The 13,600-nt window shown below is 45.5% G+C and carries 9 protein-coding genes and 1 other annotated feature; of the genes, 4 read left to right on the top strand and 5 right to left on the bottom strand.

Annotated features, from left to right (window positions below; translation table 11 throughout):
- Positions 1-107: 107 nt before the first annotated feature.
- Positions 108-593 (top strand): GAF domain-containing protein, encoded by a 486-nt coding sequence (locus LCM10_RS18140; protein ID WP_224877676.1) that lies wholly within the window; start codon positions 108-110, stop codon positions 591-593.
- A gap of 41 nt (positions 594-634) precedes the next feature.
- Here LCM10_RS18140 and megL read toward each other — a convergent pair whose 3' ends face one another.
- The 3 genes from megL to LCM10_RS18125 form a co-directional block, all read right to left on the bottom strand.
- Positions 635-1,837 carry a methionine gamma-lyase gene (gene megL, locus LCM10_RS18135; protein WP_224877675.1) on the bottom strand — a complete coding sequence of 401 codons (1,203 nt, stop codon included), beginning with the start codon at positions 1,835-1,837 and terminating at the stop codon, positions 635-637.
- Between the two features lie 178 nt (positions 1,838-2,015).
- Positions 2,016-3,848, bottom strand: coding sequence for a sensor domain-containing diguanylate cyclase (locus tag LCM10_RS18130; RefSeq protein WP_224877674.1), 1,833 nt, complete (start codon positions 3,846-3,848; stop codon positions 2,016-2,018).
- Between the two features lie 39 nt (positions 3,849-3,887).
- Positions 3,888-4,472: a hypothetical protein gene (locus tag LCM10_RS18125; RefSeq protein WP_224877673.1), complete on the bottom strand. Its 585-nt coding sequence runs from the start codon at positions 4,470-4,472 to the stop codon at positions 3,888-3,890.
- A 513-nt stretch (positions 4,473-4,985) separates the two neighbouring features.
- On the opposite strand from LCM10_RS18125, the gene rpsD reads away from it, so the two are divergent.
- Positions 4,986-5,588 carry a 30S ribosomal protein S4 gene (gene rpsD / locus LCM10_RS18120; RefSeq protein ID WP_071619207.1) on the top strand — a complete coding sequence of 201 codons (603 nt, stop codon included), beginning with the start codon at positions 4,986-4,988 and terminating at the stop codon, positions 5,586-5,588.
- Between the two features lie 369 nt (positions 5,589-5,957).
- Here the strand turns inward: rpsD and tyrS are convergent, their stop codons facing one another.
- A complete protein-coding gene (gene tyrS, locus LCM10_RS18115; protein ID WP_224877672.1) occupies positions 5,958-7,220 on the bottom strand; it encodes a tyrosine--tRNA ligase in 1,263 nt (420 codons plus the stop codon).
- 72 nt (positions 7,221-7,292) lie between these two features.
- Positions 7,293-7,502 (bottom strand) — a binding site (T-box leader).
- Between the two features lie 179 nt (positions 7,503-7,681).
- Here tyrS and LCM10_RS18110 point away from each other — a divergent pair.
- Complete coding sequence (locus tag LCM10_RS18110) at positions 7,682-10,624, top strand: transglycosylase domain-containing protein (RefSeq protein WP_224877671.1); 2,943 nt, start codon at positions 7,682-7,684, stop codon at positions 10,622-10,624.
- 283 nt (positions 10,625-10,907) lie between these two features.
- Here LCM10_RS18110 and acsA read toward each other — a convergent pair whose 3' ends face one another.
- Positions 10,908-12,626: an acetate--CoA ligase gene (acsA, locus tag LCM10_RS18105; protein WP_224877670.1), complete on the bottom strand. Its 1,719-nt coding sequence runs from the start codon at positions 12,624-12,626 to the stop codon at positions 10,908-10,910.
- 265 nt (positions 12,627-12,891) lie between these two features.
- Between acsA and LCM10_RS18100 the strand changes: the two genes are divergently transcribed.
- Positions 12,892-13,524: a GNAT family N-acetyltransferase gene (locus LCM10_RS18100; protein WP_224877669.1), complete on the top strand. Its 633-nt coding sequence runs from the start codon at positions 12,892-12,894 to the stop codon at positions 13,522-13,524.
- The last annotated feature ends 76 nt before the right edge of the window (positions 13,525-13,600 follow it).

Here is a 13,600-nt window from a genome sequence, read left to right as displayed (position 1 = left end):
CGATTTAACCGGTGGAATTCCTTTAAGTATTTCTCGACAGTTTCCCCTGATTCAGGGCGATATCGACGGGAATTCACGCTGATTTTGTAGAAATGGGGGAAATGATGATGTTTCAAGTAGAAAAATATAAAGGATCGAAGAAGGATGGCTACGGCCTTGTCACAAAGCAGCTTAATGCATTATTGGAAGGCGAAAGGAATGCCATCGCCAACTTAAGTAATGCCTCTGCCCTGCTGAATCAATTTTTGGATCGCATTAATTGGGTAGGGTTCTATCTATTCGAGGAAGAGAGCAATCAACTTGTCCTGGGACCATTCCAAGGCCTTCCAGCATGTGTCAGGATCCCATTGGGTCGAGGGGTATGCGGAACTTCAGCGGACGAAAGAAGAACACTAGTCGTTGAAGATGTCCACAGCTTCCCGGGTCATATTGCATGTGACGCTGCTTCTCAATCTGAAATTGTCATCCCGCTGGTCAAAGATGGCAAGCTCCTTGGGGTTCTGGATATCGACAGCCCGGAAAAAGCCCGTTTTGATGACGAAGATCGCCAATACTTAGAAGCATTCACGGCCGAGCTTCTCAAACACCTTTAAAAGAAGAGAGCGTACAGAATCCTCATTCTGTACGCTCTTTTTTACATTACATCGCTTGGAAACTTCACTTTATTCAATGCCTGTTCAAGGTCATTCCAAATATCTTCCGTGGACTCCAGTCCGACAGACAGCCTGAGGAGGGTATCAGTGATGCCCATTTTCACTCTCGCCTCTTCCGGGACGACAGCATGTGTCATCGTAGCCGGATGCTGGATCAAGGTTTCCGCATCCCCCAGGCTGACCGCAATCTTGATCAGTTCAAGGTCATCCATGAACTTTTGTGCATCTTCCTTTGAACCCTTGATGATAAAGGAAATCATTCCCCCGGGCTTTTTCATTTGCTTCTTCATGATCTCATGCTGGGGATGATCCTGACGCCCCGGATAAATCACCTGTTCGACCGCTGGATGGGTAGCTAACAGACCGGCGATCTTATCCGCACTATCACAGTGACGGTCGAGACGCACGGCAAGGGTCTTCAATCCTCTCAGTAATAACCAGGAATCGAATGGAGAAATGATGCCGCCGATATCCTTTTGTGTCGTCATCCTGATCTCGGACATCTTTTCTTGTGAACCGACCACGATTCCCGCAATGACGTCGCCATGGCCGCCAATGTATTTGGTGGCACTGTGGATGACGATATCACAGCCGAGCTCAAGTGGTCTTTGCAAATACGGTGAACAGAACGTATTATCGACTACGACGGGGATCCCCTTCTCCTTCGCTACTTTGGCAATCATCTGTAAGTCAATCAGTTGCATTGTAGGGTTGATCGGGGTTTCCACATAGATGCATGCTGTATTGTCCTTGATTTTTGCACGTATTTCCTCTTCAGAGTCCATTGCTGAAAAATCATGATTGATGGCAAACTTTTGATTCAGTAATTCCAAGAGACCGAATGTACAGCCATAAACCCCTTGGGAACAAAGGATATGATCGCCTGATTTAGTAAGTGAAAAGAGCACAGCTGAAACGGCTGCCATCCCGGATCCAAAAGCAAGGGCCGCCTCTCCGCCCTCAAGCGACGCCATTCTTTTCTCCAGTATTCCGACAGTAGGATTCCCAAGCCTTGAATAAATATATCCCTCTTCTTCACCTGCAAACCGGTTTTCTCCCTGCTTTGCATTGGCGAACGTGTAGGTTGAAGTTTGATATAAAGGGGGAGCTAAACTATCGTAATGCTGAGAAGACTCGTACCCCTCATGTATCACACGTGTCTCAAAATGTTTCTCGTCTTTCATCCAGTATTCCTCCCATTGTATTCCCTTAAATTCTGGCACTCTACTATTCTAGAATATGATAAACAGTCCCAAAAAGAAAGCGTTTACATTAACGTGTTAAAGAATCATCTCCAAACAAATACAAGGGCCTCGTCTATCATCATGTAAAAAACCCGGCAGCTGCCGGGTTCAAACTGGTTCATATATGATGGAGGCGATGGTCGGTGTCCTCCACCACTTGGTTTTTCCCATGATTCTTTGCGAGATAAAGGGCTTCATCCGCTTTTTTGACCAATTCCTTGACTGATTCCGGTGCAGTTGCTTCTTGCTTTCCCCATGCAGAAAGACCGCATGAAAGGGTCACTCTTGGCCTTGTGGAGTGTGCAATCCTCTCTACGATCCCTTCTGCAATGGCCAACCCTGATGCCCTTTCTGTCCGAGGTAGATAGATTGCCAATTCTTCACCGCCCCAGCGAGCCGCCAATCCACTTTCGCCCAGACTATCCTTGATTAGGTTAGCGACCTGGATCAAGACTTCATCCCCGATTTGATGGCCATAATTATCATTCACTGCTTTAAAATCATCAATGTCGATCAAGAGAAGTGTCCCAAGTTCATCTTCTTTCATCGCCTTTTCCATTTTGCCATCCAGATAATGCCGTGCGTATAATTTCGTCATATGATCCGTGATGACCATTTGCTCCAACTCTTCCCTCAAAATCGAATTCGTTATCGCCAATGCGGAATGATGGATGAATGACTGCAAAAGTTTATACATATCAAAAGAAAACATGTAAGGCTCCCGATGCAGAACGATACAAAAACCGATGAGTACTTCATTTTGCACCATTGGGACAGCCATGAGTGATAAATAATCAGGCTGCACGATCCGGTCCCGCACATCCCCGAGAAACACCGAGTCCAGTTCCAAATCGAAGCGCTCGTCAACGTATGCTATGTACTTAGCCCCTTCTTCGGAGAAGAATAAAGTTGAGCTTTTTTCATTGATGACAGACACACCGTTTTCCTTTAATACGAACCCTACGGCATGAGGTTGAAATGAACGCTGAATTTGGTGCTTCAGGAACTGGAGGGTGTCGGATAGACGGAACTTCACGTTCAATTGATGGGATGTTTCATTGATCAACTGCAAATCACTGATCAATCGTTTTGATTGCTCATACAGCTTGGCGTTTTCAAGGGCACTACCAGCGGTATAAGCGAGCAGTTTGATGAACTCCATCTTTTGTTCAGTGAACAGCGTATGAGAAGCTGATCCCACTTCCAGCACACCATAGATCCCCTGCTTTCCCTTTAAAGGTGCATATAGCATCGAATCTTCATCCACTTCGATGCTTCCATTTACAAAAGCCTGCATCGCTGATGGATTGGCCCTTTCAAAATCAAAGGCTTTAATTGGAAGGGACCCGAAATCATACCGATCATTTGATAGAAGGATCTGGAATGAATCCTCAGGGAACACCTCACCCAGTGTTTCGATGATTTGAACCAATAAAGTCTGGACATCACGATTGGAATGGAACACTTCCGTCACCTTGAATAATTCCCGATAACGACGTTCTTCTTCATATATTTCCTGTATCTTCCATAAATGAGTGAGGTACTGATTGCTTGCTTCCCAAAATCCCGAAAGCCAGTCGGCATCAACCGATACAGTCCCCTTATTCCCTTCAAGGATCAAGACATAAGCTTCCACGTCGTCTTTTTGGAACAAAAAGCCTGATTGGCAGAAAGCACCACCACGGTCAATTGAATAATAAGGAGTATCCATGAAGCTTCCGGCGAAGTGTGGACCCACAGTCGGCCCCCCCTCACGTCCGTGCGATTCCAATAAACAATATTGGCCATTTCTTCTTACATACAACAGGGCTTTATCGATTTCGATACTCTCCTCGAGCAAGATGAGCCATGAATGAAACGTAAAGGATTGTTGTGACCCGCGGGAATCTTCCAGGATATGATCAAATAATTTAGATTTATAAAGATGTAAACGATCAGTTAGAATGGTCATTATCTCACCCGTACCTTAAGAGGTTTATGTATCTTTCGTTCAGCGTGATTTTGCAAGGACCACATCGTCCTTGTATACGATGAGCCATAAAGAGCCATTTGCAGAAAGCCGATGGATCTCGAGCGGCTTTACTTTCCCGGAAAGGTCCAGGGTCATCCGATGCCCATCATCGATTATCACGGACTTGCTTGTTTCTTCGTATTGAAATGACTGACGGGTGGAATGGGTAAACGAGGGCTCCCCCTTGTTCTTTTGCACTTCAAGTTCATTCGAAAAAAGGACCCAGCGTTCCTGGCCGATCCTCACCCAAAGTCCATCTCCGTCGGCATTTATTTTCATTTCCTGTATTTGTTCTTTCAGCGCCACACTGTGAAGTGCGCTAAAGTGATACTCACGTTCTTTCTCCACTTCATAAATGACGAGGATCGGTCGATTTCCACTATTTTTAGAGACCGCAACAACAGCGTTCTGATTTTTATCCTGTTGTTTTAGTACTTGCGCGGACATGAGTGGGGCATCCTCCGTTTCCTCTGGGGACGATAAAACATAACCGATGACAACTACAAACAAACAAGACAAAATCAATAAAAATCGTATGTACCTTTCACGCTTCGATTCTTTCAAAAACATTCACCCGACTAACTTATTTACCATCCTTCATTATATCATAGGAAAAGACTGAAGGACGATTCCGGATGGAATTATTTAGTGCAAAATGCGGTCAAATTCATGTTGAGTCTCTCTATCACCATGTTCGTTCACGGCACATTATATTAGACGGAGTGCGGTGCAGCCAGGTTTTCGAATGGTTCAGATTTTCATCAGATTTTACACATCCTGCAAGCTCCTGCTAAAATTGAGTCTTACGAGCGATCTTTGTTCTCCACCCGGTTTCAATAGAAACTGCTCATATCTCCTTGACTTCTATTCTTCTACATCATATAATGTTCTTTGTGTAAAATAATGCAGCTTCAGTGAAGCCTTTATGACTGTATTTTGTTCCTCTTTTTGTTGAGGTGTATCTTGTAACCCTCTGCTGCTAGGGCGAAGGTACATGAAAACAAAATACTCATAATTGTTAATTCACAGGTGTTTTTATTTTACAACAAAATAAAAACAATAAAGGAGGAGTCTCTCATGGCTCGTTATACTGGTCCAAGTTGGAAATTATCTCGTCGTCTTGGAATCTCTCTAAGCGGTACGGGTAAAGAATTAGAAAAGCGTCCTTACGCTCCAGGTCCTCATGGTCCTAACCAACGCAAGAAAATCTCTGAATACGGTTTACAACTTCAAGAAAAGCAAAAACTTCGTCACATGTACGGAGTAACTGAACGTCAATTCCGTAACCTATTTGACCAAGCTGGCAAATTACAAGGTAAACACGGTGAAAACTTCATGGCTTTACTTGAGTCTCGTCTAGATAACGTTGTTTATCGTTTAGGTCTTGCGCGTACTCGCCGTCAAGCTCGTCAGCTTGTTAACCACGGTCACGTAACGGTTAATGGATCTCGCGTAGATATCCCATCTTTCCGCGTACAACCTGGACAAACGATCTCAGTTCGTGAAAAGTCACGCAACCTTGACATCATCAAAGAAGCTCTTGAAGTGAACAGCTTTGTTCCTGAATTCTTGACTTTCGATGCTGACAAGCTTGAAGGTACTTTCACTCGCGTTCCTGAGCGTTCTGAATTACCAGCTGAAATTAACGAAGCTCTTATCGTTGAGTTCTACTCTCGTTAATCTTTGTGAAGAAGAAACTCTGCTCTTTATGGGCAGGGTTTTTTTGTTTTTCTGGGTGGTGTTTTTTGGATTGGGACGCTTGTTTGAGATGGTCGTGGATAGTGAGTCGTTGGCTGGCTGGTGCATTGGTAGGGAAAGCGGTGCGATTATTCAAACTCCGGTGGATTTATCCCAAAGCCGGTGCATGCCAAAAAAAACCGCTCGACCATCCCCTTCTACTCTCCGCAATTTCCACCCACATCACCACCGGATCCTAAACACCTAGACTCTGTGACAAGCAATAGCACAATATCGTACCAAAAACGCACAAAAAAACAACCAGCGCAATCCCCGAACAGAGATTGCGCTGGTTTCATGCACCACTCGTTTTTACACGTACTGAATTTTAAAGTATTTCTTCTTCCCGCGGCGGATGATCGTGAACTGTCCTTCGATCATGTCTTTCTCATCGATCACGTGCTGAAGATCCGTCACACGTTCACCGTTGATGTAGATTGCACCGTTCCCTACATCTTCGCGTGCCTGACGTTTGGATGGGGAAATCTTCGCATTTACGATCAAATCAACAAGACCGATCGCATCGCCCTTAGGTTGCTCGAATGATGGTACATCCTTGAAGCCTTCAAGGATTTCTGATGCTGAAAGTGACTTGATGTCTCCGCTGAATAGGGCTGCTGTAATACGGATCGCCTGTTCGAGCGCTTCTTCACCGTGGATCATTTTTGTCATTTCCTCTGCAAGTGCTTTCTGCGCTTTACGTAAATGAGGTTCCGTTTCAACGGATGCAGCAAGGGACTCAATCTCTTCATGAGAAAGGAACGTAAAGTATTTCAAGTATTTCACAACATCGGCATCGGCTGTATTGATCCAGAATTGGTAGAACTCGTATGGAGACGTCTTCTCCGGGTCGAGCCAGATCGCACCGCTTTCCGTTTTACCGAATTTTGTTCCATCCGCTTTTGTCACAAGTGGAATCGTAAAGCCGAATGCTTTTGTTTCTTCTTCATGTGTTCTGCGGATTAGCTCAAGTCCGGTAGTAATATTCCCCCACTGATCGCTCCCACCGATTTGAAGCTTACAGTTGTAATTGTCGTATAAATGGTTGAAATCCAGCGCCTGAAGAATCGTATACGTGAACTCCGTGAATGAAATCCCTGATTCCAGACGTGATGAAATCGTGTCTTTTGCTAGCATGTAGTTAACACCAACGTGCTTACCGTAATCCCTCAGGAAGGTCACGACATCCATCGCACCGATCCAGTCGTAGTTATTCACCATGACCGCACCATTTTCTCCTTCAAAATCAAAAATACTCTCAAGCTGGTTCTTGATGCTTGACGCGTTATGTCTGATCGCATCAATCGTCTGAAGTTTACGCTCTTCATTTTTACCGCTCGGATCCCCGATCAGGCCAGTCGCGCCTCCTACTAATACTAGCGGACGATGCCCCTCATTCTGGAAGCGGCGAAGTGTAAGGAACGGTAGCAAATGACCGATGTGCATGCTGTCTGCTGTCGGATCGATTCCACAGTAGATCGAAATGCTCTCTTTATCTAAAAGGGATTTCAACCCTTCTGCGTCCGTCTGTTGGTACGTGATCCCGCGCCATTCTAAATCCTTCAATAATTCCATGTCCAATCTTCCTCCTTCAACTATTCCATTCATCCGACATCCGCTGGACAAATAAAAAAGTCCCTGCATCTATGCAGGGACGCTGTCGCGCGGTACCACCCAAATTAAGGAAAAACATCCTTCACTCAAAAAAGATAACGGCTTTAACCGTTTGCTGCTACTAGGGGTTCACAGCAAAAGCTCGAGGATGTAATTCATCTGCATTTTGTGTCAGTTTTCAGCGGCCACTGACTCTCTGGATAACAGGGAATGCACACTACTTGATCCTTTCATTGCGGTAACAACTATATGTCAAATGAATGATAAATCAACACTTATCTATATTAGGTTTTTACCATAATGGACGATACAAGTCAAGAATGTCAAGAAAATCTTATATAGAAACACCCTTTTTATTTGACTTTTTACGACAGCTTCCAGCAGATATGCTATAATAGGAATGTTCTAGGGGGAGTGAAAATATGAGAGAAACGTGGAACAAATTACTTGAACGATTAGATCCTGTCATCAGGTTCTTTACAAATACCAAAGTACAGAAACGTGCAAGAATTACATATGGGGTATTTTGGAACCTCGCACTGGTAACCGCGGTCATCTTGGTCCTCGGTACCGCTTTTGCCGGCGGAGTGGGTGCCGGTTACTTCGCTTCCTTGGTAAAGGAAGAACCGATCCGACCATACGATCAAATGAAAAAGGACATCTACAACTATGAGGAAACGTCGCAGCTCTATTTCGCCGATGATGTCTATCTCGGCAAACTGAGGACGGACCTCGAACGTGAAGAAGTGAAACTTGAAAATGTTTCCGAATATCTTCAAAATGCAGTCATCGCCACTGAAGACGAGTACTTCAACGAACACAATGGTGTCGTTCCGAAAGCAATCATGCGTGCGGTACTGCAGGAATTCACCAATGCCTCCACTCAATCCGGCGGAAGCACGCTTACTCAGCAGCTCATCAAGAACCAAATCCTGACGAATGAAGTTTCCTTTGAAAGGAAAGCGAAGGAGATCCTCCTTGCCTTGCGTTTGGAACGCTTCTTCGAAAAGGACGAAATTCTTGAAGCCTACCTGAACGTCGCTACACTCGGACGAAATTCCTCCGGACGAAACATAGGCGGGGTTCAATCCGCTGCAAAAGGGATTTTCGGAGTCAATGCAAAAGATCTTACACTGCCTCAGGCTGCATTCATAGCGGGACTGCCTCAGGCACCTTTCAGCTACACTCCGTTCAAGAACAATGGAGAGCTGAAAGAAAATCTTGAACCCGGAATGACACGAAAAAATACCGTACTATACCGTATGCACCGAGAAGGTTATATCACGGATAAAGAGTACGAAGATGCTGTCGCCTACGATTTAACGAAAGATTTCATCGAGCCGAAAGCTTCTCCGAACGAAGAATATCCATGGTTGACAGCCGAACTCGAAAGCAGGGCCATCTCGATCATGACAGAGGTCCTTGCAAAGAAAGACGGGATCTCTAAAGAGGATCTTGTGAATAATGATGAACTTCAAGAGAAATACCATACACTTGCGGACCGTAACGTTCGTCAAAGCGGTTATGAAATTCATTCGACGATAAACAAGAAGATTTATGATCAAATGCAGAAGACGAAAGACGCCTATAACATGTACGGCCCTCCTAAGACCGTAACAAAGACCGATGATGAAACCGGAGAAGAAGTGCAAGTGGAAGAACCGGTCCAAGTCGGTGCCATTATGATAGAGAACAAATCTGGTAGAATCATAAGCTTCATCGGTGGACGTAACTTCAAGACCGAACAGCTGAATCATGCCACTTCGTCCTACCGATCGAATGGTTCCACAATGAAACCGCTCCTTGCCTATGCACCAGCATTGGAATACGGTTATATCTCACCAGGTTCTCCGATTCCTGACGTGGAATTGAACATCAATGGATGGACACCTCAGAACTATTCACTTAAAGAACGAGGGTTATATCCAGCACGACTGGCACTTGCAGAGTCCTTGAACCTGCCTGCTGTCAGAACCTATGCAAATATTTATGACAGGAATCCCTTCAACGAATTCCTGATGAAAATGGACTTTGCCAGACTTGGCCGGGTGGATAACAACTTATCCCTCACCCTTGGTGCAACGACCCAAGGTGTCTCGGTCGAAGAAAACGTCAATGCCTACACGACGTTCGCCAACGGTGGTAAATTCATCGATGCTTATATGATCGAGAAGATCGTCGATCAAGATGGAAACGTAGTCTTCCAACATAAATCAGAACCGGTTGATGTGTATAGTCCACAGACTGCATATCTGACTCTTGATATGATGCGTGACACACTTGACCATTCGAGGGGAACAGGGCGTTATGCGAAAACATTCCTGAACTTCTCATCCGACTGGGCCGGTAAATCAGGGACTTCCCAGGATTATAAGGACCACTGGTTTGTCGCTTCCAATCCTAGCATCACCTTCGGGACCTGGTTCGGTTACGATACGCCGTCCGATTTGAATACGCCAGCTTCCCGGGCACAATTCGGCCATTATGGGCTAAGGAACATCCGCCTATGGTCATACCTTTTGAATGATACAAGGGACCTTGCACCGGACTTGATTGATCCGGCAGGCTCATTTAAAGAGCCGGGCGGCATCGTGCGCCGTTCATTCTGTTCCATCTCCGGTCTGCTTCCTTCAGAAGCTTGTACGAAAGCCGGACTTGTGAAGAGTGACCTGTTCAATGCCAAATATGTTCCGACCAAAACGGATGACAGCTTATTGATGAGCCGTTACGTCATGGTCAACGGAAAGAAATATCTGGCTCTTCCTAATACACCGGAAGAGTTCTCACAGCCAGGGGTCATCCTTAACCCTGATTTCGTGAAGAATGTATTCGGTAAGGTTGCAGGGGATGCATCCAAATTGATTCCTCAAGATGATGAGCGATACAAGAATGTACTGATTGCGGAGAATAAAATCTCCGATGATGGTGCGGCACCAGGGACGGTTAAAGCGTCCGCAAACGGAAATAAAATCACATGGACTCCTTCTGGAAGTGGCGATGTGGTCGGCTACCGGGTCTATTCCAAATCCGGCAGCAAAGTAGGAAGCGTCAAATCCGGCGATAACTACTCCGTTTCAGTTGGCAACGGTGAATATTTCGTAAAGGCTGTCGATGTAGCCGGAAAAGAATCCTCACCGTCGAACACGGTTCAAATCGGTAAACCGGAACCGAAGCCTGAAAAGCCTGAACCGAAACCTGAGCCAAAGCCTCCAGGCGGGGATAAACCGACAGATCCAAAGCCTCCTAAACCAGACAAACCAGATGATCCACCACCTGCCGATGGCGGTGGCGGAGATGGCAATGGGGACGGAGATGGAGATGGAGGAACAGAACCTCCTGCTGAACCTGCAGAACCGACAGAATAATTTCTTAAAAACGGGCAAACGATCGTTTGTCCGTTTTGTTTGGATATAGTTAACCAAATTATATTCTTAAATAGTTCTAGCTGATGATTGGAGTGCAAGTCGAAGACTCCTGCGGGAGAAGTGGCCAATGTGAGACCCCGCAGGCAAAGCCGAGGAGGCTCACGGGTCACCCGCGGAAAGCGAAGTCTTGCACGGAAATCATCAGCGGATTTTTATGTGTTTCTTTTTTCTTTGTTAAGAACAAAAAAAATCCCCATCCAATAGGACAGGGATTTTTTTTGTATCAATCTTCCATCGTACTCAAATCACCAGTAGGTAAATCAAGCTCCCAAGCCTTCAGGACACGACGCATGATTTTACCGCTTCGTGTTTTTGGAAGTTTATCCCGGAATTCGATTTCACGTGGAGCGGCATGTGCGGCCAAACCTTTTTTGACAAACAAGCGGATTTCCTCTTTCAGCTCGTCTGTCACTTCATACCCGTCACGAAGTGCGATGAACGCCTTGATGATTTCACCGCGTACAGGATCAGGTTTCCCGATGACACCGGCTTCAGCGACTGCAGGGTGCTCAACAAGCTTACTCTCCACCTCGAATGGACCGACACGTTCACCGGATGTCATGATCACATCATCGACGCGGCCCTGGAACCAGAAGTAGCCATCCTCGTCCATATAAGCAGAATCCCCCGATACATACCAATCACCAGGCATGAAGTAAGACTCATACTTCTGCGGGTTATTCCAGATTTGGTTCATCATGGACGGCCATCCCTTTTTGATGGCCAGGTTCCCCATCCGGTTCGGAGGGAGCTCATTCCCCTGATCATCGACGATCGCAGCCTTCACTCCCGGGAAAGGTTTCCCCATCGATCCAGGCTTGATTTCCATACAAGGATAGTTACAGATTAACTGTCCTCCTGTTTCAGTCATCCACCACGTATCATGAATACGTAAGTTGAAGACCTTCATTCCCCAACGTACGACTTCAGGATTAAGCGGCTCTCCCACGCTCAGGATATGGCGAAGGGAGCTTAGGTCGAACTGTTTCACGACCTCATCGCCGGCACCCATCAGCATTCTGAAAGCGGTCGGGGCACTGTACCACACGGTCACACCGTAATCTTCAATCGTTTTATACCAGTTCTCCGGCTTGAAACGGCCTCCGACAATGACATTTGATGTACCTGTCAGCCAAGGCCCGAAGATTCCGTATGAAGTTCCCGTCACCCACCCAGGGTCTGCCGTACACCAGTATACATCTTCCTCCTTGAGGTCGAGCACCCATTTGGAAGTTTGATAGTGTTGAAGCATTGCATTATGAACATGCAATACACCCTTAGGCTTGCCTGTCGAACCAGACGTATAATGCAGGATCAGACCGTCATTCCGGTCCACCCACTCAATCGCGAGCTTATCACTGGCTTCTTTGAACTTTGCATTGAAGTCAACATGGACATCATCTTCTTTCACATTGTCCCCGATCAGGAATACATGTTTAAGATGAGGCAGTTCGCTTACAGGGACACGGTCAAGCAGTTCAGGAGTCGTAATCAGTACCTTTGCTTCGCTATCCTCCAGGCGATCACGAACAGCACCTTCCATGAATGCTTCGAATAGAGGGCCAACAATCGCACCAAGCTTCACCGCTCCAAGAATCGAGAAGTACAACTCGGGTGACCTTGGCATAAAGATGAACACACGGTCCCCTTTTTCCACATCACCGTACTGCTTAAGTACGTTCCCCGCCTTATTGGAACATTTCTTCATATCGGTGAACGTATATTTTTCATCACGTCCAGGATCCCGATAATAAAGGGCGACTTTGTTTTTCCGGAATGATTCTGCATGACGGTCAATCGCCTCATATGCTAAATTGACCCGCCCTGTTTCAGACCATGAGAATTCCTTCTCGACGTCCTTCCAATCAAAAGAACCATACGTATTCTCGTAGCTTTCCAGATTGTAATTCCCCTTTGTGACTGGTAGCGCTTCCACTTTCATATACCGAATCCCCCTTATGTAAGAATTTACATCCTTATTATAGTATATAATTGTTATTTTCTCAATTTTTTAAAAAATCAGCAAGGGCACTTAGCTACTGTACGTAAGGCCATAACTCCCAATACAGTGCGTTTTAATAGGTATTTCAAAATAATATTTAGACGATGAAAAGTAAATCAAACGTCTGAAAATTTCGTGAAAGCGCTCTACTTTTTCCTGTTTCATGTATAATAGATTAGGAGGAATATCATTAGGTGGTGTCCAGATGAAAGTAAAGAAAACCTATAATGCAACTGAGTTGAAGACAACAAAAGGAAATTTGATCATTGAAGGTCCCATTCATGCCGAAGAGCTGGCAGGACTTGATTTCCATGAGGATCTTGTTGCTTTCCGGCCTCCTGCACAGCAGCATAAAGCGCTAGTCGAAATCGCCGGATTACCGGAAGGGCGAATTATCATTGCAAGAGATCATCATACCATTGTCGGCTATGTTACATATTTGTATCCCGATCCACTTGAGCGTTGGTCACAGGGGAAAATGGAGAATCTCATAGAACTCGGTGCCATTGAAGTCATCCCCAAGTTCCGTGGAGCATCAGTAGGAAAGCATCTATTAAAGGTATCCATGATGGATGATCAAATGGAAGACTACATTGTCATTACAACAGAATATTACTGGCATTGGGATTTGAAGGGTACCGGGCTCAACGTTTGGGAATATCGTAAAGTCATGGAGAAGATGATGAATGCAGGCGGTCTCGAATATTATGCGACGGATGATCCAGAGATCAGTTCGCACCCGGCAAATTGCTTGATGGCAAGAATCGGGAAACGGGTCGATCCGGAGTCCATCCAACGCTTTGATCAGCTCCGCTTCATGAACCGTTTCATGTATTAAACGATTCGTTTTTTTCTAACTGCTCATATCCTATGATTAGCAACAACAAGTAGGAATACAGCTTTCGATAAAGAGG

It is taken from the genome of Rossellomorea aquimaris (assembly GCF_020171925.1).
In the GTDB taxonomy this organism is placed as follows: domain Bacteria; phylum Bacillota; class Bacilli; order Bacillales; family Bacillaceae_B; genus Rossellomorea; species Rossellomorea aquimaris_F.
This window is presented reverse-complemented; position numbering and strand designations above follow the sequence as displayed.